Source organism: Ruegeria sp. D4 (assembly GCF_056534475.1).
Genome location: NZ_JBQFPJ010000014.1, coordinates 63,794 through 88,028 on the forward strand (window position 1 = coordinate 63,794; position 24,235 = coordinate 88,028).

General features: G+C 54.8%; 20 protein-coding genes, 1 tRNA gene and 1 pseudogene. 7 read left to right on the forward strand and 15 right to left on the reverse strand.

The window, feature by feature from the left end:
• Positions 1–32: 32 nt before the first annotated feature.
• From ACR0MI_RS17370 to ACR0MI_RS17390, 5 genes are read right to left on the reverse strand one after another with little or no spacing between them, the layout of a single operon-like run.
• Positions 33–887, reverse strand: coding sequence for a hypothetical protein (locus ACR0MI_RS17370; RefSeq protein ID WP_170611161.1), 855 nt, complete (start codon positions 885–887; stop codon positions 33–35).
• Between the two features lie 22 nt (positions 888–909).
• Positions 910–1,311, reverse strand: a complete 402-nt coding sequence (locus tag ACR0MI_RS17375) for a hypothetical protein (RefSeq protein WP_170611158.1) — start codon at positions 1,309–1,311, stop codon at positions 910–912.
• A gap of 52 nt (positions 1,312–1,363) precedes the next feature.
• Complete coding sequence (locus tag ACR0MI_RS17380; RefSeq protein WP_480855015.1) at positions 1,364–3,064, reverse strand: dynamin family protein; 1,701 nt, start codon at positions 3,062–3,064, stop codon at positions 1,364–1,366.
• Positions 3,065–3,099: 35 nt separating this feature from the next.
• The gene (locus tag ACR0MI_RS17385; RefSeq protein WP_480855017.1) at positions 3,100–5,112 is read right to left on the reverse strand and encodes a dynamin family protein; all 2,013 of its coding nucleotides are present in this window, start codon (positions 5,110–5,112) and stop codon (positions 3,100–3,102) included.
• Between the two features lie 3 nt (positions 5,113–5,115).
• Positions 5,116–5,607: a hypothetical protein gene (locus ACR0MI_RS17390; RefSeq protein WP_480441549.1), complete on the reverse strand. Its 492-nt coding sequence runs from the start codon at positions 5,605–5,607 to the stop codon at positions 5,116–5,118.
• 351 nt (positions 5,608–5,958) lie between these two features.
• Between ACR0MI_RS17390 and ACR0MI_RS17395 the strand changes: the two genes are divergently transcribed.
• Together ACR0MI_RS17395 and ACR0MI_RS17400 are read left to right on the forward strand one after the other, a co-directional pair.
• A complete protein-coding gene (locus ACR0MI_RS17395) occupies positions 5,959–7,407 on the forward strand; it encodes a trimethylamine methyltransferase family protein (protein ID WP_480855019.1) in 1,449 nt (482 codons plus the stop codon).
• Positions 7,408–7,829: 422 nt separating this feature from the next.
• Positions 7,830–7,914, forward strand: a tRNA-Leu gene (locus ACR0MI_RS17400).
• A gap of 123 nt (positions 7,915–8,037) precedes the next feature.
• Here the strand turns inward: ACR0MI_RS17400 and ACR0MI_RS17405 are convergent.
• Positions 8,038–8,795, reverse strand: a protein-coding gene (locus ACR0MI_RS17405; protein WP_170815938.1) for an IS5 family transposase whose coding sequence is annotated in 2 segments (ribosomal slippage) — positions 8,038–8,471 and positions 8,471–8,795 — 759 coding nt in all. Because the reading frame shifts where the segments join, the coding sequence is not laid out codon by codon here.
• 203 nt (positions 8,796–8,998) lie between these two features.
• On the opposite strand from ACR0MI_RS17405, the gene ACR0MI_RS17410 reads away from it, so the two are divergent.
• On the forward strand, positions 8,999–9,997 hold the full coding sequence (locus ACR0MI_RS17410; protein WP_170611144.1) for an aldo/keto reductase: 999 nt from the start codon (positions 8,999–9,001) through the stop codon (positions 9,995–9,997).
• Between the two features lie 281 nt (positions 9,998–10,278).
• Here the strand turns inward: ACR0MI_RS17410 and ACR0MI_RS17415 are convergent, their stop codons facing one another.
• The 3 genes from ACR0MI_RS17415 to ACR0MI_RS17425 form a co-directional block, all read right to left on the reverse strand.
• Positions 10,279–10,944 carry a hypothetical protein gene (locus tag ACR0MI_RS17415; RefSeq protein WP_480855022.1) on the reverse strand — a complete coding sequence of 222 codons (666 nt, stop codon included), beginning with the start codon at positions 10,942–10,944 and terminating at the stop codon, positions 10,279–10,281.
• 453 nt (positions 10,945–11,397) lie between these two features.
• Positions 11,398–12,327, reverse strand: a complete 930-nt coding sequence (locus tag ACR0MI_RS17420; protein ID WP_170816906.1) for a hypothetical protein — start codon at positions 12,325–12,327, stop codon at positions 11,398–11,400.
• 199 nt (positions 12,328–12,526) lie between these two features.
• Positions 12,527–13,225, reverse strand: coding sequence for a Crp/Fnr family transcriptional regulator (locus tag ACR0MI_RS17425; RefSeq protein WP_480855024.1), 699 nt, complete (start codon positions 13,223–13,225; stop codon positions 12,527–12,529).
• Positions 13,226–13,343: 118 nt separating this feature from the next.
• Between ACR0MI_RS17425 and ACR0MI_RS17430 the strand changes: the two are divergent.
• The 3 genes and pseudogenes from ACR0MI_RS17430 (at position 13,344) to ACR0MI_RS17440 (ending at position 17,598) form a co-directional block, all read left to right on the forward strand.
• Positions 13,344–15,275 (forward strand): annotated as a pseudogene (locus ACR0MI_RS17430) (DUF3604 domain-containing protein).
• A gap of 10 nt (positions 15,276–15,285) precedes the next feature.
• A complete protein-coding gene (locus ACR0MI_RS17435; RefSeq protein WP_170611134.1) occupies positions 15,286–17,169 on the forward strand; it encodes a DUF3604 domain-containing protein in 1,884 nt (627 codons plus the stop codon).
• Between the two features lie 165 nt (positions 17,170–17,334).
• Complete coding sequence (locus ACR0MI_RS17440; RefSeq protein ID WP_170611131.1) at positions 17,335–17,598, forward strand: PfkB family carbohydrate kinase; 264 nt, start codon at positions 17,335–17,337, stop codon at positions 17,596–17,598.
• Positions 17,599–17,757: 159 nt separating this feature from the next.
• On the opposite strand, the gene ACR0MI_RS17445 is transcribed toward ACR0MI_RS17440, so the two are convergent.
• From ACR0MI_RS17445 to ACR0MI_RS17455, 3 genes are all read right to left on the reverse strand, one after another.
• A complete protein-coding gene (locus tag ACR0MI_RS17445) occupies positions 17,758–18,309 on the reverse strand; it encodes a GNAT family N-acetyltransferase (protein WP_170611129.1) in 552 nt (183 codons plus the stop codon).
• 181 nt (positions 18,310–18,490) lie between these two features.
• Entirely contained in the window at positions 18,491–18,718 is a 228-nt protein-coding gene (locus ACR0MI_RS17450; RefSeq protein WP_170611126.1) for a DUF1127 domain-containing protein, read from the reverse strand.
• Complete coding sequence (locus ACR0MI_RS17455; RefSeq protein ID WP_170611124.1) at positions 18,708–18,932, reverse strand: DUF1127 domain-containing protein; 225 nt, start codon at positions 18,930–18,932, stop codon at positions 18,708–18,710. Before ACR0MI_RS17455 ends, ACR0MI_RS17450 begins: the two co-directional genes overlap by 11 nt.
• 100 nt (positions 18,933–19,032) lie before the next feature.
• On the opposite strand from ACR0MI_RS17455, the gene ACR0MI_RS17460 reads away from it, so the two are divergent.
• On the forward strand, positions 19,033–19,974 hold the full coding sequence (locus ACR0MI_RS17460) for a LysR family transcriptional regulator (RefSeq protein ID WP_480442350.1): 942 nt from the start codon (positions 19,033–19,035) through the stop codon (positions 19,972–19,974).
• A gap of 464 nt (positions 19,975–20,438) precedes the next feature.
• On the opposite strand, the gene yghX is transcribed toward ACR0MI_RS17460, so the two are convergent.
• From yghX to ACR0MI_RS17475, 3 genes are all read right to left on the reverse strand, one after another.
• Positions 20,439–21,326 carry a YghX family hydrolase gene (yghX, locus tag ACR0MI_RS17465; RefSeq protein ID WP_170611121.1) on the reverse strand — a complete coding sequence of 296 codons (888 nt, stop codon included), beginning with the start codon at positions 21,324–21,326 and terminating at the stop codon, positions 20,439–20,441.
• A 90-nt stretch (positions 21,327–21,416) separates the two neighbouring features.
• On the reverse strand, positions 21,417–22,940 hold the full coding sequence (locus ACR0MI_RS17470) for a malonate--CoA ligase (RefSeq protein ID WP_170611118.1): 1,524 nt from the start codon (positions 22,938–22,940) through the stop codon (positions 21,417–21,419).
• The gene (locus ACR0MI_RS17475) at positions 22,937–24,235 is read right to left on the reverse strand and encodes a malonyl-CoA decarboxylase (RefSeq protein ID WP_170611115.1); all 1,299 of its coding nucleotides are present in this window, start codon (positions 24,233–24,235) and stop codon (positions 22,937–22,939) included. Before ACR0MI_RS17475 ends, ACR0MI_RS17470 begins: the two co-directional genes overlap by 4 nt.

The window sequence follows — 24,235 nt, forward strand, 5'->3', positions numbered from 1 at the left end:
ATTATTCGAAAATTTGATTGTTTTGGGCGCGGTCATTCCTCTGTTCCCTTCAGAGTGGTCCACAGATTGACCGCTGAACCCAGCTTGCGCGCCTCATGCAAGGCGACCGCGAATTGATCACCATGCTGCAGTACCGCCAGGCCGGCTCCTTTACCGCCGGACGGACGCATGACAATTAGTTGCGGCTTTTCGGAATCGATAGCCAGATCGGCGTTCCAACCGCTCAAATCCTTCGCAAATTGTGCAAGAAGTTCCTGATCTGGCCCAGCGCTTTGGCCGGGTGCGCAAATACCATCGGATTGCAATTCGCGCCCATCTGAGCTTTCCGCCAGAATGCGTCCCAGCGCAAATTTGTCGGCCGCGTCAAAGTATCTTGCCGCCAGCGTATCCGATTGGGGTACGGGCGGTTGCAGGTCCGGTTCGACATTGGGCACAATCGAAACAATTGGTTCGGTTGGAAACTCTATACTCTGGCAGGCAACCTGGATTTCGCTGAGGGTTATCCCGACATCATCTGCTTCCAGCGCGGTATCCGGCTGCAATGACGTCAGTTCCAGCGGGGCAGGGGCAGCGGCAATGTCCGACACCAGATGGGCCAGCCTGTCAGTCAACGCATCCCGCGGTTCGGTTTCAAAATCCGGCACCAAACCGGACCGGACGCGAAAGACATCCGTGACCCTTGAACTGTTGACCTCAATTGCAAGGCAATCCCCATTGGCGGCCGTAAATTCCAGGCGGCGCGGCAACACGGTGCGGCGAATGGCGCGCAATACTTCAGCGCGACGTGTTACGGGCGTGTCACCCGCCAGCGTCACAGCCGGAGAAAGCCGAGCAACTGATGACCGCCCGATGTCTTCGAGCATGTCAAGTATGTCAGTATCCATCATGCCTTGACCCCCTCAGGTCCAACTAGACTGCAGCCGCCACCGAGCCCAGACTGAGATGTGATTTCGCCAGCGCCAACCCGACATTCGCGCTGTTGTGACAGACGTAGCAGACAACATGATCGGGATATTCCCGGGTCCGCAGAAAAATATTGAGCCGATCATTGGAAAACACTGCAATCTCGCCAAAGCCGGAACCGTTTGGGGTTACTGGTTCTGCCTGCCGCAGAAGCTGCTCAAAGGCCCGTACTCCCCGGCCCTGAAACAGGTTGGCGACAGCAACTGCAAGTGTGTCCAATGCGTCGCCACCTTCCGGGTCAGCGACTTTTGTCCCCAGCAACATCCCGGTTTCCATATCGATATACCCGGCTGCGATGCAGTCGGGTATTGATTCCATTGCAGTGGTCAACGCAGCTTCGATCGACATCTAACACCTGGCAATTCTGTCGAAACTGTCCGTCAGGACAATGTTTCCGGGGCTAAAGCACATGCCATTCCGCCCTGCTGTTTTCACTGGTTTTTGCCATTGGGCGCAACGCCTCTTTGGTCTGCTGCTCGTTGTGCTCAATGGCGATCTTGTCAAACTCAGCCAGAAACGCCGTAAATACGTTCTTTAAGCCTTCGACATCTTCCGGCAGGTCTTCGTCCTTCGCAACCTCGCGCCACATGGCGGATGCGCTGAGCGAGCTTTCCTTAGGCGCCGACATCTGACCAGCTATCGCATCTATGTTCTCGGAATCGCGGCTTTGCGCTTCGGCATTTCCGCCCGGCATGGACAGAATCTCGGCTTCGGCCGGGCTAAGGTCTTCAGGCTCGGGTTCGTATTCCTGGTCTGACTTGTCCGATTGCTGGGCCAGCAAAGCGGTGATCGACCAGACCGAAACCTCAATTCCCTCTTCTTTTTCAGCCTCGTCCTCGACCGAGACTTCAGGCGCATCCGCTGGATTGTCTTCAGTCGCCGAGATCAGGGTTTCAGACTCGTCCCAATCTTCGGGTTCACTGGTTGCAATCGCGGGATCGCGAGCCTCTTCATCCAGTTCGTCTTCGTCCAGCAGATCGAACTCGTCTTCATCCGAAGTGGATCTGGCCAGTGCCGTCAGGTCCAGCGGGCCCTCCGACGTTTTGCGGAAAAAGGTCCGTAAATCGTCGTCGTCTACGCCGTCTTTGCTCGAGTCTACGGTATCGGGCACCATCTCAGCCCGCAGTCGCTCGGCCTCAGCCGCGTCAATTCTCGGTCGTTCCGAATCCTCGCCTTGCCGCTCCACACGTGCAGGACGCACTGGAAAGCTGGTGACGACCTTGGGTTCGTCGCTTTCGTCGGCAAGGGGGTTTATCAGCTGGAGGGGCACCGCTTCACTTTCGGGCCGTTTGTCCCCCTCGCCATCAGCCTTACGCGACGGACGCAGCGGCTGAACCCTGGGTTCGTTGGAAAGCGTCTTGTCGATCTGATAACGGGACAGCTGTTCTGCCCGGTTGTCCATAATGTGCTCAGTGATCTCCAGAAAGCTGTCGACCATCTTGCCGCCACCACTGCGCGACCAAAGCTCGGCATCACCGGTTTTGTCCCGTGCCGTAATGGCATCGCGCGCAGAAAACAGGATCGACCTGTTGAACAGATGTCCGGCTTCCCGATTGACCCGTCGCAGCACTTTCTGGCGGTCTTTGACATCAAGTGCATCGACGCGGGTGACCAGCAACAGGGAGTTGTTCTGCAAACGCTCGGGCAGGGATACCCAGGTTGCGCGTTCAGTCTCGCGCCAGGCCTGCGTTGCATGGGTACACCACAGAACGCCATTGGCCTGACCGATTGCGCGCCGCCACACATCGGTCGAAATCTTGGGATCCGAAATGCCCGGGGTATCGATCAGGTCGACAGCTTCCAGAATGTCGGCCTCGAGATAGATGCGAATGAACTGCGCATCATTCACGCCAACACTTTCAAGCTGATCCAGCGTGATACTTTCCGTGCTGCCATCATGCCGTTTTACGAAGGCAGGTTTGTTGCCCCAACTGAACCAGATGGGCGGCAATTGCGTCGCCGTGACCTGTGTCGGCAGTGCCTGCGTGCGCAGGAGAAAATTCATCAGCGTCGATTTCCCGGCGCTGAATTCCCCCATTAGCGCAAAGACCGGCTTGCGGCGGGACCACTGCTCGATGCGTTCCCAGGCCTTAGGTGACACGAAGCGGTTTTGTGAGTCTTTTGTCATATCTCTACTTATGCTGCCTCGTTACTTAGATCTTTAAGGATGCTACCCAGGATTTCGTCCCGCGATTTCTGCAGTTGGATGCCTGCCATCAATGCGGTGTTGCGTCCGGGATCCTGCTCCGCCGTAGCCGAGATGTTCAGCAGGGTCTCATTCTGTTCACGCATGAAATCGGACAGAGTAGCCCTGACGTTTTCCAGAACGGCTGCGATCTGGTTTTCTTCGATATCCTTGGTGATCGAGTTCGCTTCGGAGGCGATCAGGCGGGTGTAATCCGCCGCATAAGCCTCGAATCCTTTGCGGCGTTTCCACCAGCGGCGCCACCAGGTGCTTTGCAAATCAAGCGCAATGGTTCGCCCGATGCCCAATGGCGGCGGGACGCGCGGTACAATCGGGGCTTCGATCTTGAATTCACCCAAATGGTTGCCCAGCAAACTGTGATACAGCGCCTCCACGTCCGTTGCGGCGGTTGCGTAAAGCGCTCCGGCTTCCTTGCGCATGGTTCGGGCGAAGCTGAAATAGGCGGCCTTCTGCAGGGTGCGCAGCCCGGCCGGATCATACTGCCAGGTGCCTTGTTCGCCGTTCTGTTCCAGATGGGAAATCAGGGAATCCGTCGCCCGTTTGACAAAATTTGCCTCAGCCGAGGCCAACCGTTCAAGCACCTTGTCGCGCAGCGACGTGGTCAGGTCAGCGACCTTCTTTTCGTATTCGGCGGCTACGGTGGAAATGGCGTCTTCTGGCGATACTCCGTCCAGATCCCGAACCACTCCTTCGTCACCAGACAGTGTCTTGGCGACGGCCGTGGCCCGAATCTGGCTGGCAATGTTTCGGGCCCGGTGGCGCACACGATCCAGCAGACGGGTGCCCGCGCCTTCGGCAATGCGTTCATTCATGGCCAGCAGAAGGTCAGGCAGACCGGACAACGCCCAGATTTTGTCAAGCGAAGGTGCCTGATCGCCAAATCCGGCCGCCAGATAGAACGTGTTCAACGCCTGTCGAGATTCTTCTGTCAGGATGTCGGGGTTGCCAGTCAGTGCGGCCTCGGCCCACAAAGCGCTTCCAAATACAACGCTGGTGTTTATGTCGATGTTGTTCTGTTTCAGCGTGTCTTGAATCCGGTCGCGGATTTCCGGAACCTGATTGACGGGATCGGCCAGCTCGTCGATCCGGTTCACGAACAGGATGATCTGACGGTGTTCGAACTGGGCGATGATCCGCATCAGCGCCATATCCATGGTGGTCAGCGCCTGACTGGCCGCGAGAACCACAATACAGACCTCGGATCCGCGCAAGCTGCGCAAGGTGATCTGTTCGCGCACCATGAAAGTATCGTTCACACCGGGCGTGTCGCAGAGCTTCAGCGAGATCGGGTATTGAGGAATATCCATGAACAGTTCCGCTGATTTGGTGACATCGGCGAACCGCCCCGTTTTTGGGTTAATATCCGGGTCGTCTTCGTCCCCCAGACACACATAGCGCTGGATCAGTTCCTCATCGAAATAGTCGTACTGGTGGCTCTGGCCGAGAATCAGGTCGAAGTGCTTTCCCAACCGCGCTTCGGACTTGGACTTCATCTTATTGATCTGACGCCGGATATCGTCCATTTCGTCGTCCGCACCAGCCCGGTTGGCCAGTTCGCCTAGCCGGCCGCCGCCAACCATCAGATTGTCCCACTCCTCCTGCTCGAAGAAGGTAAACCTGGACTTGGTGCCGCCCTGCGTACGGGTGTTTATGTTCAGGGTGGTGACAACCGAGGTCCATGGGTTCACATCCGACGGCAGCAGGGCTGGACGGCCCGCAAGGATGTTCACGATCGAGGATTTACCGGCCTTCACCTGCCCGACCAGCGTCACTGACGCGGTAAAGTTCTCCATCCGCGTTTTGAGTGTCGCCAGCCGCGCCGAAGAGCGCGCATCGGCCACTTCCGTCAATTGGTCGATCTGAGCCGTCAGGGACGTCATGGCCGACGTCATAGGTGACAGGGCCTCATTACCTACGGACAGAAGATGTTCGTTGCGCGCCATGGATCAGCCTCCGGTTCCAGTTGCGGCGATTTGCAGGGTTTCCGGCATACGGCCAGAAGGCGCGCGGGTCAGGGTGTCGATCCGGGCAATCAAATCCAGAGCGTTGCCCAGAATTTCGGCTTCGGCGCGCGGAGAAATGTTTTCATATGCTCCGGCATCGGCCAGAACTTCGATCAGACTGAAATGATCACCATTTTCCAGGCGTGCAACCTGGCGTCCGGTGGGAAACCCTTCAGATTTGACGGAAGGCAAAGGCATCCGTGCATTGGCAAGCAGATAGTGGTCGCCGGAATGGGTTCGCAACGCAATGCCAAATCCCGTGTCAGGGTAATCGCGGTTCAGTGTTTTGAGTTCACCAAGAAAGCTTTGACGTGCAAAAACGACAGCGTCTTGCTCGGCAGCGGCGGAGTTCATCATGTCGGTCACGGTAAAGACCCTTGTGCTGGAGTTGAGTGAAACACTGGTACAGCGCAGCAGATGCGCAAAAAGACTCATTAACTCCTGTGCCCAAGAAGAACCCTCAAGGCGGTGTTATTTTGACGCGAATAAGATATTTTAACGTTTGAATTGTGGCGCGAATGTGGTGAGGCGCGCATAAGAATGCCTCAACCCATGGGAGAGTTCGCTTGATTTCCTTCCCGGCAACAAGAAAAAGGACGTCCCGTCGTTCAGGGCGGGTGGTGGGCCCGGCCTGCCTTGAGCGAAATAATTTCACGAAATTATGCAACTAATAGAATTGAGCTTGAAAGTGGCGCTTCCTAAGATGCCTCCGCACTGGGATCCACATAGGATGTAGACATGCGGCGATCACGATCCGGTCGGGGCTTGGCACTTTCTGCGCACCAAATGACGCCGCCTCCTTTCGGTGGGCGGTTCAGACCGCTGGACGAGGGCAAACTTGCCCAAATTACAAACGCCGCATTTGATATTTTGGAACGGACAGGAGTGTCGGGTGCGTCCCGTGATATTCGTGAACTTGCACTGGACAACGGCGCGTTGCAGCGGGCGGACGGGCGTATCACCTTTCCCCACGCTTTGGTTGAAGAGGTGATTTCTAAGGCCTGCAAGCGGGTCGAACTGCCCGGGTTCATCAAGGATCGCGGGATCGAGATAGGCGGTGGAAAGGTTCATATAGGTACCGGCGGCGCGGCCGTACACATCCTTGATTCCGAAGCCAATACATATCGCGACAGCACGCTGAAGGACCTTTATGGTCTGATGCGGATCGTCGATTCCTGTGATGCGATTCACTATTCTTTGCGCCCGGTGGTCGCGCGGGATCTGGAAGACCCGTTGACGTTGGATATCAACACCGCCTTTGCGGCAATGAAGGCGACATCAAAGCCCATCGGCACCAGCTTTTTTGACCCGGCGCACGTCGCCCCAGTGATCGAGATGTTTGATCAAGCGTTGGGGGCAGAAGGGGGTTTCGGGAGCCAACCGTTTTGTTTTGCCTCGGTATGTCATGTGGTGCCGCCGTTGACGCTGGCAGAAGAAGCATGTGGTGTCATGCGCGAATGCGTGCGTCTTGGGATGCCGCTCCAGATCTGTTCGGCGGCTCAGGCGGGGGCAACCAGCCCCGCCTCTCTGGCCGGAGCGCTGGCGCAAGGTCTGGCAGAATCGCTGGCGGGTCTGGTGCTGGTCAACATGATGAGGTCTGGCTTTCCCTGCATCCTTGCCTTTCTACCATTCATCTCGGATTTGCGCACCGGGGCCATGACCGGTGGATCGGGTGAAGCCGCAATCGCCAATGCCGCCGCCGCGCAGCTGTTGCTGAGCCTCGGCTTGCCATCGACTGTTTCCGCGGGGATGACCGATGCCAAGACGGCTGACGCGCAGTCAGGATACGAGAAGGGCTATACCATCGCCCTGGCCGCGCAGTCCGGGGCGGACATGATCAACCTTTCGGTCGGCATGCTGGGCTCGATCATGGCCGCCAGCAAAGAGGCGCTGGTGATCGACAACGACATGTGCGGTGCGATCCTGCGGTCGGTTCGCGGGGTCGAGATGTGTGACACCTCGATTGATCTTGACCTGATTGAAGAGGTCGTCACAGGCGACGGGCACTATCTTGGCACCGCTCAAACACTGAACCTGATGACCCGCGAATATGTCTACCCCTCTCTGGGTGATCGACAAAGCGTCAATGATTGGCTGGAAAGCGGTGCACAGACAGTATGGGATCGCGCCATCGCCCGCGTTGCCCAGATCGAGGCACAACCCGCGCCCGACCATCTGCCCGCTAAGGCCGAGGAGGCTTTGCGTGCGCGGCTGCCTATTCGCCTGAAGATTTGAGCACCCCACGCGTCAGCAGAAATCGGGATTGCCGGTAGTGGGCGGACTCGCATTGGTTTTTCTGCTTTGGTGCGCAGAGTTCTGATTGATTGGACCCAGCGGAATTTGCGAAGCAGAAATGCTCGCGCAGATGACTTCATGAACACCTCATCCGATTGCGCACCTATATTGCCGATCATCTCAGTAGAGACGAATAAACTCAGCAGGGCCTGTTCAATTGTATCGCTATGTCATTGTTTCTACACGACATTGAACAGGATTTCGTTCAGCTGACGGTTGCCATGAAAGAATTTGGATCAGTACCTTGATCAGGCGTAATATTGCGAACGGGAATAAACTTTGGCGTCGCCTGCAATTCCCTCTCGCACTTGGTTTCAAGCTTTGATATTGACCCCGTCAATCCGGCGCGCAAATGCCGGAATGCGGGTGTGGCGAAATTGGTAGACGCACCAGATTTAGGTTCTGGCGCCGCAAGGCGTGGGGGTTCAAGTCCCTCCACCCGCACCATAATTTTAATAAATCATAATATATATCAAATAGTTAGATGAAAGCAGTGGCCACCAGACCCACTAACAGGCCAACCTTAGTCTCACCATAGTCTGCGGACTAGGGTCAGGACTCGTCCTTGTTTCATAGCCAGAAGATGACCGTGGCGGCGAGAGCGATGGCGGAGATGAATACCTTTGGGCACCTGTCATATCGGGTTGCCACACGCCGCCAATCCTTGAGCCTGTCGAACATAATCTCGATCCGATTGCGTCGTTTGTAGGGGCGTTTGTCATATTTGACGGTGGCCTTGCGTTGCTTCCGGCCAGGGACACATGCGCGTATCCCTTTGTCTTTCAGGGCTTCTCTGAACCAATCGGCGTCGTAACCTCGATCTCCGAGCAGCCAGTCGACATTGGGCAGGCTGCTCAAAAGGGCTTTTGCCCCGATGTAATCGCTCACCTGTCCAGCGGTTACAAACAGGTTCAGTGGGCGGCCTTTACTGTCACAGATGGCGTGCAACTTGGTATTCATACCGCCTTTGGTTCTGCCAATCAGGCGACCGCGTCCCCCTTTTTAACGCCCAAACTGGACGCTGTGCGGTGGGCTTTCAGATAGGTGGCGTCGATCATGATCGTCTTCTCTTCGCCATGCTCAGCGGCCAGACTGACCATAATCTGGGCAAAGATGCCTTTGTCGCTCCATCGTTTCCAACGGTTGTACAGGGTTTTGTGCGGCCCGTATTCCTTGGGCGCATCCCGCCACCGTAAACCATTGCGGTTGATGAAGATAATCCCACTCAACACACGCCGATCATCGACACTAGGTTTGCCGTGGGACTTGGGGAAATAGGGCTCCAGACGCGTAATCTGCGCATCGCTCAGCCAGAAAAGGTCAGACATGTCACCGCTCGTTTTCGAACGGTGAATCATGCCGAAGAACGGAAATCAATGGGTCCTGACCCTAGGCAACCGAACGCCTACGTAGCATATTAACGAACTTCGGTATTAGGCTATTGACTAAAAATTAGAATACCAGCGCGTTGCTGTTTGGATCGCCAGTTGGTTCATGGTCAGCTGCCGTTGTGGCTTGTCGAAGGAAGAAAATGAAGACACGTAAACTAGGCGCAAACGGACCTGAAATCGGTGCCATTGGTTATGGCGCAATGTCGTTCTCAGACATGTATGGACCAACAAATGAGAAAGCTAGCCACGCGATCCTCAATGCGTGTCGTGACCTCGGCGTCACACATCTGGATACGGCCAACGTCTATGGCATGGGTAAATCAGAAAATGCCATCGGGTCCTATCTGAAAGCCAATCCAAGCGCCCGTGAAGAGTTTGTCATTGCGACCAAAGCGACGATTACACGCGACGCCGACGGCAATCGCGTATTCGATAACTCGGCGGAGCATCTGGAGGCCGAGCTGGACAAGTCGCTGCAACGTCTTGGGCTGGACAGCGTTGACCTGTTCTATGCGCACCGCCGCGATCCTCGCCTTACGCCAGAAGAGACTGCGGCCAATCTTGGCCGACTGGTCGAGAAGGGAAAAACCAAAGCAATCGGGCTTTCCGAAGTCGCGCCTACGACGCTGCGCCGCGCGATGCAAACCTTTCCAATCGCCGCCGTCCAATCCGAATACTCATTATCGACCCGGTTTCCCGATCTTGGACTGGTACAGACGTGCGCCGAACTGGGTGTCGCTATGGTAGCGTTTTCGCCTGTCGGGCGGTCGCTACTGACGGACAACCCGATCCCGCGTGAGCGCATCACAAGCCTGCCATTCTTAGCTGGCAACCCGCGCTTTATGGAACCCAACCTGTCTGAAAATCTCCGCATCACAGATGGGTTCCGAAAACTAGCGGCAGAAATGGACACGTCAGCTGCAGGTTTGGCGAATGCTTGGCTCCTGACCCGTGGGCCTCACGTCATACCGATCCCTGGAACGCGGTCTGTTGATCACTTCCGAGAGTGCATCGCAGGTGCGGAGTTGAACCTTACGAATGCCGACCTGGAACGAATAGAAGAAGTTTTGCCAGTCGGCTGGACGCACGGGGACCGCTATTCGGTGGAGCAGTGGATTGGACCAGAGAGATACTGTTAAATGGGTAGTCTGATCAGTCGTAGGTATCGACAATACGATGATCCATACTCCAAAATGCAGTGCGTCGACATTCGAGGCGATAAGTTTGAAACCCCGGCTAAACGTCTGCTTCGTCCCGCACAGCCGTCGTCCGTTCCCTTGTTGGACTGGTCAGGGGCTACTCTACAGGTGACCAAGGTCTGCTTCGAGCCCATTGCGACGGATGCTGCATCGCATACCAACGGCAGCTTTTTGCTAATTGGGACCCAAGAGACTTGTCGGATGACCGGACTGGAAACTGCCTAGCCCGGTTTCCATGGTTGTCCTGCCTGCACTTCGGCATACGTCCATCTTGGGAGCTGCGGGGCACGGCCATCAAAAACGAACAGCTTGGCTATAAGTTTCTCGCAAACGGGAAATGGCTCATGTGGCGCGCCAAGGCCTCGCAATATGTAATCCAACGTTTCAGGTGTGAAGCGATCCCGGATACTTTTTGCCTCGTAGCGCGAGACGTCTTCGAATGGATACGGCGCTCCGGACGAACCGAACGTCCACTTTCCTTCTGGTGCGGCGTAAATGCTTCGCCTGCAGTTATTGGGGGCCTGTCCACCCCGCTCAGGGCAATTATAGGCTTCAAAAATGGTCGCTTTCGGTTTCTTTACGATCCGCAATCCAGTGCAACTATGCGCCCTTGCAAGCCAAGACACTTCCAAAAAGACGTCTGATCCAAGCAGGCTGTTGTTGAAGTAGCTCGTCCAATTCTTCCCGTTGGCGACAAGAAGCGCTCGGTCCGAAGCCATGCTCAACGGCTCAAGATTGGGAAATAGCTCGTCGGCTTTGCCTTCCAGATCGGATTGGACAGGGTCGAGGGCACCGGTGGAGAAAAATGCCGTTAGTGCCGACGCAGCTTCGTCAAGCGGCATCGAGAACAATGCGTAGGAAGTCGTGGTTGGCTCAAAACTATTCATAGCTGAGCCTAACGAAAGAGACGGTATCTCGGCAAGCATGCTAACTACTGCGCCGGACTGCTTCACCGGCCAAGAGAATACGTTGTCGAGATGTCGAGTTTCTCGATAAAGCAGTTGTTCGCAAAGCGACCGCGAAATGGTGCTTTGTCCGCATTGCCGAAGTTGGAAAACCAGATGAGCGACCAAACAATGCGGATGACCGCTTTGAGCCGAAAGACGACATAGATCATGAGCGCAGCATTCGTCGCTCACGGGCGGAAGGCTGACACTCGCCGCGCTTGCCAAATGGATCTTCGATTCCCAGAAACCGAACGTTCGGATCAACCAACCATGAAATAATTCTAGACGGGCGTCTGGCAGGAGTGCAATTTTAATACGCAACAAAGATCAGCTGCTTTAGTATGTGGGGCCAATCAATGAAGCAGTTTCGGCGCAGATCGAAACCGTCAGTTGTCACTCAATTGAGGCTAGTTTGGTTTGGATAACGAACTTGGTTACCGGGTCAATTTCATCGTTTTGCAGCAAATACGCAAACTGGGTATCCAAGCGCGTTTCATTCCAATTGCGCATGGCAATCGCAATCTCCAAAGCCGACGAGTGATCCTGTTCCAACTCGCGGGAAAAAATCTTGATGATCTTATCTCTGAGTTCAGGCGACACCCAACCTGAGTCAGCCAGGGCGCGAATGAGGGATTGCTTATGGTCCTGTTTGAGGTTTGCCGACCCCAACGCGGCGTCGACAACTGTGACAGCGTATGGCCCATCGACAGATATCCCAGCCAAAGCCCAATCATACGCATACCCCGAGCTTTGAAAAACCGACCTGGGATATCTTGATCGGACAATTTGTCTGGCCTTGTCATCGTCGGCCTGGAGGCCCAGCAATCGGATCGCAACCGGAACGAAGCTCATGCGAGCGAGGCTGTCGAACTCACGCAATAACTCTTCTGCAGCAACCGTGTTGCGCAACATTTGGATACTGCCGTACGGCGCTCGGTCGATTTCGATCAGGGCAGTATCTCTGAGCACCCGATCTTCTTGCGAAAGGTATCGGGCAAAAAACGCAACGCGCGCATTGGATGCCGTAGTGCGGTCCTGCCACAGCTCGGCTTCGGTCCAAAGCGCTTCCAAGAATTTCTCGCGCTCGGGGGTCAGCGAGAATATCCTTGTCCACTTGCGTGACAAGCCGCGTCCGGCACCATCCTTGGCAACAGTTCCGTAATTCAGCAGAACTGACATCTTGGGGTCAGCGCGGAAGGCAGCGCGGGTTGTGCTGTCGATCAAGAATGGAATTTCAGGAAATCTCTCCAGATCGTCCGATGTACTTTTTATGATCTGACGTGGGGCAAACTTGAATGGATTGTCCTGTGCTGGTCCTGCCATGACTACGACGTCGGCCGTGATCAAGTGATCCGCAAGTGAGGCCTCGGGCAGCGTGATGCAAACTTGGCATGCCAAAGCCGAACGCGGGCCGAATAGCCCAAAGCAGAAGATCGAAAATACGATGAAAACCCGAGAAAAGGATAGGGGTAGCTTTTTCCAAGATTGGCTACGGTTATGACATGGAACAGCACGCATCACTCTATTCCTCGACCACGCGCTGCAACCCGTCCAAGTCGATCAAGACGGTGCGCCCATATTCCAAGCGTATCAGTCCTTCGGTCGCCATTTCTCCTAAATACACCGAGATCTTGGACAGGGCGATATTCGACAGGTCCGCAAGTTCCTGCTGGCTGGCTACAACGGTGTCTGTCGGTTCGGCGCCCTGTAAAACGCCACGCCATCCGCCCAACCGCAAAAGCGCGGCAGCGATGCGTTTGCGAGTGTTTCGTTGCGCAAGGTCATTGGCTGCAGACATGGCCAGTAGCTGGTTCATCGAGGTGAGGCGGGCAAATGCTTCCCATAGTTTAGGGCGTGCATTTGCCAGTGGCCGAAACGGAGAATATGCGATCCTAACCAATCTGACACCGCCTGCGGCCTTCATTTCCACCAGACCGTCAACGCCAAGCAACAACTCTGATTCACTGAACCAGGCACCGGGGTGGTGGATATGACCCAAGACCGGCTCTATTTCGGTCAGGGCGAGGCGAACCTGAACCTTTCCCGAGACGGTGCCATAGAGAAAGCTTTGCGGCCCACCAATAGCGTAAACTGTTTCCTTATCCTTGTACGTGACGATTTCGGAAATCTGTTTGAGTTTTTCTAAGCTTTCTTGAGATACGCCTCTTAGCCATGCTGAAGAAAAGATAGGGAAAAATGTATCTTTAGATTCCTTCTTCATCGCAATTACCCCGTTTGGGAAAGTATTTGACAAACCGTTCTGTTAGCTTTGCCCAATAACGTTTACGTTACAATAGTATAAATATCTGATAATAAACAATATTATGGGGGCATTAGGGATGCATTCCGCTCAGAATTCTCGTGGGTTTCTGTTCTCGATTTCTGTTGTCAGCTGCGCTGCTATTACTTGCATTGCAGGTATAATAGCACATTCGGCAGCAGCGCAGGATGCGCCCAATGTTGCACCAGATCGGGCTGAATATTCCCCTTACCCAGAACAAAGTTTTCCCAATCAGGTCTTTTTCGGCGACACGCATCTCCACACATCCTATTCGTGGGATGCCGGATTGGTCTTTAACAAACTATCCCCTGCAGATGCTTATAAATTTGCCAAAGGCGAAACGGTGGTTGCGTCTACGGGTATCCCCGCAAAACTGCAGAGGCCGCTGGATTGGCTGGTGGTCTCCGACCACTCTGACGGTCTTGGCATCGCTCCGCTGCTGACACGCTCTGATCCGACATTGTTGGAAGACCCTCTGGGCGCAGAGCTGTATGAGCTGGTCAGCCAGAAGACGATCGAAAGCACGCAGGCCGCTTATAACTTGTGGCTTGGCCGCGCCTATGAAGGCACGAACCATCTGGCATCGGATCAAAATGTCCCCAAGATTCCGTGGGAAGAGATCATCGATGCCGCTGAAGAGGCCAATGTGCCCGGCAGCTTTACAGCCTTCATCGGATATGAATGGAGCTCGGCCCCGGACGGCAACAACCTGCACCGTGTCGTCGTTTATCGGGATGGCAAGGAAGAGGCGAATACCCGTATTCCGCTGTCCAATGAACTCAGCAATGATCCCGAAGCACTGTGGGACTGGATGGAGGACTACCAGTCCGAAACCGGCGGCCAGCTTCTGGCCATCCCACATAATGGGAACCTGTCCAACGGGCTGATGTTCGATGACAAACGGTTCTCGGGGGAACCTCTGTCAGCAGAATATGCCGAGCGACGGCAACGTCTGGAGCCTCTTTACGAGGTGACCCAGATGAAAGGGGATGGTGAGACGCACCCGGCCTTGTCCCCGGATGACGCATTCGCGGATTTTGAGACATGGGACTAGGGCAGTTTCGGGACCGAAGTAAAAACACCGGAAATGCTGCCTCGCGAATACGCGCGCTCGGCCTATCGTTTGGGGTTGCAACACGAAGCTGCTCTTGGTGCGAACCCGTTCAAGTTCGGGATGATTGGATCGACAGATGCTCACACGTCTTTGTCGACGTCACGAGAAGAGAATTTCTTTGGCAAAATCACGGCCCTTGAGCCATCGGCCCACGAGATGCGCTTCAATGAAGCCATTACCGGTCGGCTCGGCGACGAGGCCAACCAGATCAAGGCTTGGGAAACTTCCGCGTCGGGGCTGGCCGCTGTCTGGGCGCGCGAAAACACTCGCGAGGCCATCTTTGACGCTATGATGCGGCGCGAGGTCTTCGCTACGACAGGGACACGCATGAGAGTTCGTGTCTTTGCGGGATACGACTTCGAGGAAACCGACCTGCCGCGTTCGGATTTTGACGCTTATGGGTATGAGAGCGGCGTGCCGACGGGGGCCGATTTGGCCGCCTCGGGCGATGGTCGCGCGCCGCGTTTCATGGTGCGGGCGCTTCGTGATCCAGATGGTGCCAACCTGGACCGTATTCAGATCGTTAAGGGCTGGATGAACGCGGACGGCACGACCACGGAATGGGTGATCGACGTCGCCTGTGGTGGACGTGACCTGATTGACGGAGCATGTGACGGTCCGGTGGGCGATACGGTGGATCAGGAAACCGCCACTTGGACCAACGATATCGGTCAGGCCACTCTGGCCGGTTTCTGGGAAGACCCCGATTTCGACCCGGCGCAGTCTGCCTTTTACTACGTGCGCGTGCTGGAAATTCCTTCGCCGCGTTGGACCACCTTTGACGCAAAGTTCTTTGGCACTGAACTACCCGAGGGTGCTCCAATCTCCATCCAGGGGCGCGCCTATACCTCACCCATCTGGTACACACCGTCCTGAGGATTTCACCATGTATTTGAAAGCACTTACAGTATCAGCCCTTGCACTGTCCTCGGCCGCGTTAGCGCAGGACGCGCCACCGTGGAATCCGGGGGAACGTGAATACTCACAGTACCCGGGACAGGATTTTCCCAATCAGATTTTATTTGGAGATACCCACCTGCACACGTCTTATTCGGTTGATGCAGGGATGATTGGCAACACATTGGGCCCCGATGAAGCCTACCGATACGCCAAAGGCGAAACAGTCACCTCATCGATGGGCGTCAAAACACAGCTCATCAGGCCTCTCGACTGGCTTGTGATTTCGGATCACGCCGAAGCGCTGGGGGTTGCCCCGATGATTGCCCGGTCTGATCCGATTATTCTGGAAGACCCATTGGGGCAGGAGTTGCATGCCCTGGTGATGCAAGGAACCGCGGATGCTGCGGGAGAAGCCTTTAACCTTTTCACCAAGACAAAGGCGGATGGAACGAACACTCTCGCGTCCGACCCGAATGTGCCAGTGGCTCCATGGGAAGAAATCATCGACGCTGCAGAAGTTGCCAACGAGCCCGGAAGGTTCACGGCACTCATCGGGTTTGAATGGACGTCGGCCCCTAATGGGAACAATTTGCATCGTGTCGTTGTCTTCAAGGACGGTAAAGATGTTGCGAACAGCAGGATACCATTGTCATCTGACCTTGATCCGAACCCTGAAGCGCTGTGGGACTGGATGGAAGAGGTTGAGGCCGAGACCGGTGGCAGTTTGTTGGCCATCCCACACAACGGAAACCTTTCCAACGGTTTAATGTTCAATGACACGCGATATGGAACAGACGAACCGATAAACGCGGACTATGCCGCGCGACGTCAGCGGTGGGAGCCAATCTACGAGGTCACCCAGATGAAAGGGGATGGCGAAGCCCACCCGATGCTGTCGCCAGACGATCCGTTTGCCGATTTTGAGACTTGGGATACGACCTCGCTGGGCGGATTTGAACCAAAGGTGCCCGAGATGGTCTCGGGCGAGTATGCTCGTGAAGCATTAAAACGTGGCCTTGCACATGGTGCGGAACTGGGTGCCAACCCATGGAAATTTGGGGTGATCGGATCCACGGATGCCCACACCTCTCTGGCATCGACGCGTGAAAACAACTTTTTCGGCAAAGTTGCGCAGCTTGAGCCAACGGCGGATCCGATCCGTTTTGAGGAACCGGTCGCCGGACGGCTCGGGCCACAAGACACATGGTTGCGGGCGTGGCAGACCAGCGCATCCGGCCTTGCAGCCGTCTGGGCTCGTGACAATACACGGGAAGAGATCTTTGACGCGATGATGCGGCGCGAGGTTTTCGCAACCACCGGAACGCGCATCCGCGTCCGTGTGTTTGCCGGATATGACTTTGAAGAATCTGACCTCCCTCGGTCGGACTTCGCGGCGCACGGCTACGCCAATGGCGTACCTATGGGGGGTGATCTGGAAACGAGTGAAGGTCGTGCGCCGCGATTCCTAATTCGGGCGTTGCGTGACCCGGATGGCGCCAATCTGGACCGGGTTCAGGTCATCAAGGGCTGGCTGAACGCCGACGGCACCACATCCGAGAAAGTCTATGACGTCTCATGCGGTGGTCGCGAGATTGTCGACGGGGCGTGTGATGGCCCGGTTGGAAACTCAGTTGATGCGCAAGAGGCTACTTATACCAACGACATCGGCCAGGCGATTTTAGGTGGCTATTGGGAGGACCCTGATTTCGAACCCACACAAAGCGCGTTCTACTACGTCCGGGTTCTGGAAATCCCTACCCCGCGCTGGACCACCTTTGACCGCAAGTTCTTTGGCGTCGAACTGCCCGAAGGCGCGCCCGAGTCCATTCAGGACCGGGCTTACACATCGCCCATCTGGTACACGCCCTGATCCCAATCAGTAATCAACCCCCGCACGAAGGGACAACGCGACAAACGCGTGAATTCGTCTGAACGAGGTGACATAAATGGACAAATTTCTACGCGGCCTGCGTCCCGCGCTGGGTACCGCGGCCCTTGTCCGACCGCGACTCTTGAACGATATGCAAGACATGGTGTGGAGCGGATCGTCGTAAAGAACGGCGAGCATTCTGTGGTTTATCAAGATGGGAATATTAGAGGGGAGGTGCCCGCTAAGCCGGAAACTTCCGCTATTGATACAACAGCCGCTGGTGACAGCTTCAACGCTGGCGTTTTGCTCAGCGTTTTGGAGAAAAGCGATTTCCGCGCAGGAATATCATTAGGCTGCCAATTGGCCAGCTACGTAATCCAAGCCAAGGGAGCGCTGGTTCCTGTCGATGCACTGCGTGTTACAGCCTGAGACGATAAATCCCGACTTGTGTTTAACGTGGAATATGCGCACCGCACGGCCATTATCTCAAGAAAGGCAACTTAAACACTGAAACAATAAAGGTATTAGAAAAGGTCATTCGCTTAAGTCCAATTAAACGACCGCAATACGCAGTGTGTTATTGGTCGTCTAAGTAAAAAGCAGATGTGAGTGTGCCCTAGTTTCAGCGATAATCTCAATGGCAATTGACGCGGGCGTCGGCCAGTTGGGGTGCAAGATTGCTTCAACAATATCCGCGTCAGCTACAAACTGCGCGTTATGTTTCGCCGCAAGATAGCGCAAGTGGCGGTTTTCCTTCAGGCACATCATTTGAATAGTCCGGACGCCTCTGTTCTGCGCCATCGCGTACATCAGTTGAAACAAAGCGTCGCCAATCCCAATGCCTTGCCACTCAGCTTCGACAGAGAGTGCAGCCTCTGGCTTTGATGGCCATGAATGAAAGAGGCCGCGCAGTTCGACAAGGCCTCTCAATTGGCCCCAGACAAACGCTCCACAAGCGATACTGTCGTACCGGAGGATATTCTGTGCGTAACTCAAGACACCATTGTCGTCGACGGCTCCACAAAATCGTGCCCGCCGCGTTCGGACATCTAACCGCAGAAAATGATCACAGATGTTATCTAGATCGCCGAAACCGAGACGACGGACGACCAGATCTTGTGAAGTTCTCCTATCGCTCATTTTTCGGGGCTCCTGCTTGGCAGGTTGGTTTGGGCCAGCACTTTCGGGAGGAGTTGAAAATGCTGGCCCGTGCGTTGGCGCTCCCTGTCGGCTTTTTCGCCACCGCTCATGCTGGCTTACTCTGGGAGGAGCGAGAACCAGCATTTTTCGTGTAAGCTTTTGGACCTGAGGGCTCGCTTACCTATTCGTCAGCCATCAATTTTCCGGCATATTCCGGGATCTCAGATCGCGAAATTCCGATCTGAGAGAGTTGGTAATCGCTCATATTTGAAAGCGCAGAGAGCATCCGGGCCAATTTCAGTGCTTTCAAGGCAGCTTTTGCCGTGGATCTGATCCACGCCAAGAAGCTGATTGATAGGGCAATGGCGTGACCACGATCTGTACCAGCCGTTTGGGTGTTAGCAGCCATATGCAGCCTCCATAGCAAGTCTTTTGATGCTACTGCGCGGAATGCCCAAATCTATTAAGTCACGGTCAGATAGCACCGAGAGTTCATAACAAGTTTCGCGATAAACCCTGCGTTTGGCCCGTGCCTTGCGTATCGTGTCCAGCTTTTGATGAAAGAACGTGCGGCCAGCTTCGAAAACGACATCCAGCGCGCTGTTTGATCGAGTAATTGCCATGATATTGCCTCGTCCATTGCTGCAATGCAGTATTTATGCTGCAATGCAGAGATAAGGGCATTTGGTAGCGCTCACAACTCGCCATTTTGGCAAAGGCCCCATGCCATATTGGAACAGCAAAGGTTATGACATGGACATTTCTGCGCAAATGCTAATCTTTGCGACGGTTGTCGAGCAGGGCAGTATTTCTGCGGCTGCAAGATCAATGGGGCAGACCCCATCAGCAGTAAGTAAGCAGATCGGGTTACTTGAAGATCAGGTGCACTACCGCCTTCTGAATCGTACCAGAACGGGTGTCTCTCCAACGCGGGAAGGCCAAGATTTCTATGAAAAATGCAAAGAGATGGCCGACAAATTCAATGAAGCCAAAGCGATGATCCACAGCTTTGACGGTGTCCCACGCGGAGAACTCAGGATCGCATCCACTGTTGCATTCGGTAAGTCCCAACTGATTCCTGCCCTCCCAGAGTTCATGAAAGAGAACCCAGAGGTAGAAATGTCTTTAAATCTGACCGACCGAGAAATTGATCTTCGGAGCGAAGGGTTCGACGCGGCGATCTGCTTTGCGGAACAACGGAAGAATCCAGATATGGTGATTAGGCGCGTTATGCAGAGTCGAAGGGTACTATGTGCCTCACCTGAATACCTTGAGCGTTGTGGAACACCGTCGAATTTTGCCGAACTGGCTGAGCACAATTGCTTGAGAGTTGCTGGGAGAAGCCAACGGAACGCTTGGAACAGCATCGAACCGAACGCAGGCGAAAAGTTTGAAGCAACGGGCAGCTTTGAGGGGAACAGCACCGATGTCGTCTTTAGAGCCGCTCTGGCTGGTATCGGCATCGCACGGCTGCCCTGCTATATGGCAAACAGGAAATTTCTCTCTGGCGAACTTGTCCATGTCATGCCGGAGTATGCACCTCCCAGCACGGATATTGTCGTAATGTTTGCCGAACGGAGGAATCTGGCACCAAAAACGCGCGCGTTTGTGGATTATCTCGCGCGGCGGTTTCGGGATGCCGAAGAGAACCAAAGGAACGGCTAACTACGCATAGAAACGGTCGTAGTTGTCCAAAATATTCCGGTCCCGTCCGCTGTGAGTGGTTAAAATTCCGGCCGACATTGGAAGAGAACTGAAGGGGTACCTCCATCAAAAACCTGGCATTGATCAAAAAACACTACATAGGTCATTTCGGTCACCTAGCTGCCTTCTCCGAACGCGTTATCAATGGCTGATATCAGCGGCATAAAAGTGATATTACGTTTAACCCGCAGATGAGCTGAACACTTAACGATGAATCGCTTCATCTAAAACCGCTTCGACAATATCCGCCCATGGTTTCGAAACCATAAAAACATCCAATAGTAGGGATTGCGGGCCAAGACCTTGTCGCAGAATCTCTAACTGCGAAGTTCAAGTTACTGTAGCTTCTAAGGTCTTGGCCAAGATGGGGCGAGGATTTCAACGAAAAGATATCAACGCATGACTGGCTTGGTAGCTTGTACCAATTACTTCAGATAGGTGTTGAACCAATCAATTGTGCGGTCCCAGGCTAGGTTTGCCATTTCCTCATCATAGCGTGGCGTACTGTCGTTATGAAAACCGTGGTTGGCGTTTTCGTATATATATGCCTCGTATACTTTGTCGTTGGCCTGCAGAGCAGCCTCAAAATCCGGCCAGCCTTCGTTGATGCGCTCATCAAGCTCTCCCATTTGAATCAGTAGCGGCGCCTGAATTTTGGCAACATCCTCAGCTGCTGGCTGGCGACCATAGAACGGCACGCCTGCGGCCAGTTCTGGGTAGGCCACGGCAATTGCACTGACTACACCGCCGCCATAGCAGAAACCCACTGCGCCGACCTTTCCGGTGCTGTCATCTCGGTTCAACAGGTATTCAAACCCATTGAAGAAATCGTTCATCAACTCGACACGGTCCACTGTCTTTTGCAACTCGCGCCCATCGGCGTCGTTGCCCGGGTAGCCGCCAACCGATGTCAGACCGTCGGGGGCCAACGCCATAAATCCGGCTTTTGCCAACCTGCGCGCCACATCCTCGATGTAAGGATTCAAACCGCGGTTTTCGTGGATCACCAACACCCCAGGTAGGGGCTCTTCAACGCCAGCGGGCCGGACAAGATACCCTCGGACATCACCGGTTCCATTCGGTGAAGGATAGGTGATGTAGTCCGCGTGGATATCGGGATCGTTGAACGACACTTGCTGAGCCATCGCGTAGTTCGGGCTGAGCATGTTCAGCAGCGCGACCGCAGTCACGCCGCCGACCGCGAACTTGCCTGCGCGATCCAGGAATTGGCGCTTGGTAATCTTGCCGTGCGCGTAAAAGTCGTACAGGTCCAGAAGTTCCTGGTCGAAGTCTTTTGCCGTCATGCGGGTCATTATGGATCTCCTAATGAGTTTGGCAGTCTGAAGGGGAGGGTAGTATCCGATCTGAAAGTCTTGATTTGATTGAGCGTCTGGATGGGCTTACTAAGATTCTGCCGGCGACAGTTCCATGTCCGCGTACCGTTCGCGCAGCACGTTCTTTTGAACTTTTCCCATAGTGTTTCGCGGCAATTCCGAGACGAATTCGTAGCGGCGCGGATGTTTGAAGCGCGACAGCTTGTCCCTGATGGTCTCAGCAATCTGATCCGCTTCAAGTTTTACGCTTGGCTCAATAACCAGAGCGGCGATGATTGCTTCGCCAAAATCGTTGTCGGGGACGCCGAAAACCGCCGATTCCAGAACACCGTCGATGTCGTTCAGGATCTCTTCAATTTCTTTGGGATACACGTTGTAACCACCGGTAATGATCAGGTCTTTCGACCGCCCCACAATCGATAGATAGCTGTCCTCGCTGAATTGGCCCAAGTCCCCGGTGATGAAGAACCCGTTCTCTCGTAACTCTTCGGCGGTTTTCTCGGGCATCTGCCAATAGCCTTTGAACACGTTGGGGCCGCGGACTTCGATCATTCCAACTTCGCCCGGGGGAAGTGGTTCTCCGGTTTTCGTATGTGTGACGATCACCTCGATGCCGGGCAGTGCCATGCCAACAGTTCCCGCGCGACGTTCGCCACTATAGGGGTTAGAGGTGTTCATGTTTGTCTCGGTCATGCCATAGCGCTCAAGTATTCGGTGGCCGGTGCGCATTTCGAATGCCTGATGGGTTTCGGCAAGCAGGGGGGCAGAGCCCGAGACGAACAGGCGCATGTTCCCTGTGATCTCTTTTGTGAACCGGTCGTCTGCCAACAGTCTGGTATAGAAAGTGGGAACCCCCATCAAAAGGGTCGACTTGGGCAATTCATCCAGGATGGCGCCGAGGTCGAACTTTTGCATAAGGCGAACTCTGGCACCGGCGAGTAGTGACGTATTCATCGCCACGAAAAGCCCGTGCGTGTGAAAGATCGGCAGCGCGTGAACCAAGCGATCGTCGTTTGTGATACCCCACAGACCAACAAGAGCTTGGGCGTTGGACAATAGGTTTTGATGGCTCAGCATTGCGCCTTTGGAACGGCCTGTGGTGCCTGATGTGTAGAGCAACGCGGCAAGATCGTCCGGAGCGCGATCCACGGTTTCGAATACGCAGGGCTGCGCGTCGGCCTCGCTGCTCAGGCTAGGGTAAACGCCGCCGAGTGTCCGCAGCTTTGCCCCAGACCGAGCCGCCAATTTTCCGACTTCAATTTCGTCTCTGCTATCGCAAACGATCATCGAAGGTTGGGCATCAGAGATGAAATAGTCCAACTCTGCCAAAGTGTAGGCAGTGTTAAGCGGCAGATAGACTGCACCTGCCTGTACCGAAGCGGCGTAGAGGGCAATCGTATCGGCCAACTTGGGCGCTTGCACAACGATGCGATCGCCTGGTGAAACGCCGTTGTTTTGCAAAACATGCGCGACCTGCGCGGTGCGCTTCAAAAACGCGTCATAGGACACAATCTGGTCATCGTCGAGTTGCAGGAACGGAGCCTCGTTGCCCTCATGCCGGGCAAACAGGCTGTCGTATAGAGTGTTGGTCACGCTGTATTTTCCCTTGGCTTGGTCGCAAGCGCAGCGGTTGAGGCCGCGCGAACAGAACGCGAGGCTTCGATCGTCGCATGTGTCGCGAACTCTTCGTGATGACGTTCTGTTTTGTTTAAATCGTACAGGTAGTTCACCATCGCACCGCCGGATTGTGATCGTCCGTTCGGTGACAAATCGGCTTCGGCGTGCAACTCGTGCAACTCGGCACCGTTTCCGAGGTGAAAGCGGGCCACGGGATCCAACGGCATCCCATCCTCGCGCTTGGCGAACAACAGGTACCGGGCGGCCATTGCGCGCAAATCTTGCGGCGAGGTTGTTGCCGCAAGTACGGCCTCGGCGGCGTGGCCGTGCTCAGGATTGTCTGTTTCGCCCTCTAGCCAACGGTTCAGTCCCGGTATCGGCGACAAGGTCACAAATGTATCAAGCCCCTCAAGTTCTCGCGACAGCTCAGTTACAACCTGTTTGATCAACAGATTGCCAAAGCTGATACCGGTTAAACCTTTCTGGCAATTCGAGATAGAGTAGAACGCCGCGACTTTCGCTTGTTCAGTTTCGATCGGTTCCCGATCTTCGGACAAAAGCGCATCGATTGCGTCTGGAACTTCAGCCGTCAGAGCAACTTCGACAAAAATCAGCGGCTCATCTGGCATCGAAGGATGGAAGAATGCAAAGCAACGACGATCCGGCGGGTAGAGCCTGCGTCGCAGATCATCCAGATCGTTGATTTGATGGACCGCTTCGTAGGCAACGATCTTGTCCAAAACGCGGGCAGGGGTATCCCAACTGATTTGTTTGAGGACAAGAAAGCCCCGATTGAACCAACTTCTCAGCAAATGAACGAAATCAATATCTGTTCGTTTGAGCTCGGGGTTGGATTTAAGAAAGCGCAATAGGTCAACGCGCATTGCTACGAGTTCTTGTGTCGCGCCAGATGGTTGGTTCAATCGGCGCAACAACTCTTGCCGTTTGGGTTCCACGACTTCGCTAAGCTTTTGATATAAATTGACACTTCTGTCGTTGGCATAGAGGCTTGCCACTTCGGTAAGCTGATCCGCGTCCAGCTCAAGTTGGTCATTCAAATAGGCGAAAAACTCCAATTTCTCGGGGTCTTCCAGGGTCTGGTAGCGATCAAGAATTGTGGAGGCGAGGGTGAAGCCCGATACTTCGCCTTCGGCGGACAACAAGGCCTCACAAAGCTCTGCAATGGATCGATAGTCATCGTTGCCGCGCTTTTTGCCGGGACGATCGAACAGCTGATTCAGCAGATCGCCCAGAAACCAGTTCCGCTGCAT

Excerpts from the sequence above, each read along its gene's own strand:
- ACR0MI_RS17410 (WP_170611144.1), top strand. The coding sequence starts at position 8,999 with ATGAAGACACGTAAACTAGGCGCAAACGGACCTGAAATCGGTGCCATT.
- ACR0MI_RS17450 (WP_170611126.1), bottom strand. The coding sequence starts at position 18,718 with ATGGCTGCTAACACCCAAACGGCTGGTACAGATCGTGGTCACGCCATT.
- ACR0MI_RS17460 (WP_480442350.1), top strand. The coding sequence starts at position 19,033 with ATGCCATATTGGAACAGCAAAGGTTATGACATGGACATTTCTGCGCAA.
- ACR0MI_RS17425 (WP_480855024.1), bottom strand. The coding sequence starts at position 13,225 with ATGAAGAAGGAATCTAAAGATACATTTTTCCCTATCTTTTCTTCAGCA.
- ACR0MI_RS17435 (WP_170611134.1), top strand. The coding sequence starts at position 15,286 with ATGTATTTGAAAGCACTTACAGTATCAGCCCTTGCACTGTCCTCGGCC.
- ACR0MI_RS17455 (WP_170611124.1), bottom strand. The coding sequence starts at position 18,932 with ATGGCAATTACTCGATCAAACAGCGCGCTGGATGTCGTTTTCGAAGCT.
- ACR0MI_RS17390 (WP_480441549.1), bottom strand. The coding sequence starts at position 5,607 with ATGAGTCTTTTTGCGCATCTGCTGCGCTGTACCAGTGTTTCACTCAAC.
- yghX (WP_170611121.1), bottom strand. The coding sequence starts at position 21,326 with ATGACCCGCATGACGGCAAAAGACTTCGACCAGGAACTTCTGGACCTG.
- ACR0MI_RS17375 (WP_170611158.1), bottom strand. The coding sequence starts at position 1,311 with ATGTCGATCGAAGCTGCGTTGACCACTGCAATGGAATCAATACCCGAC.
- ACR0MI_RS17370 (WP_170611161.1), bottom strand. The coding sequence starts at position 887 with ATGATGGATACTGACATACTTGACATGCTCGAAGACATCGGGCGGTCA.
- ACR0MI_RS17395 (WP_480855019.1), top strand. The coding sequence starts at position 5,959 with ATGACGCCGCCTCCTTTCGGTGGGCGGTTCAGACCGCTGGACGAGGGC.
- ACR0MI_RS17415 (WP_480855022.1), bottom strand. The coding sequence starts at position 10,944 with ATGAATAGTTTTGAGCCAACCACGACTTCCTACGCATTGTTCTCGATG.
- ACR0MI_RS17475 (WP_170611115.1), bottom strand. The coding sequence starts at position 24,235 with ATGCAGCGGAACTGGTTTCTGGGCGATCTGCTGAATCAGCTGTTCGAT.
- ACR0MI_RS17420 (WP_170816906.1), bottom strand. The coding sequence starts at position 12,327 with ATGGCAGGACCAGCACAGGACAATCCATTCAAGTTTGCCCCACGTCAG.
- ACR0MI_RS17385 (WP_480855017.1), bottom strand. The coding sequence starts at position 5,112 with ATGGCGCGCAACGAACATCTTCTGTCCGTAGGTAATGAGGCCCTGTCA.
- ACR0MI_RS17445 (WP_170611129.1), bottom strand. The coding sequence starts at position 18,309 with ATGAGCGATAGGAGAACTTCACAAGATCTGGTCGTCCGTCGTCTCGGT.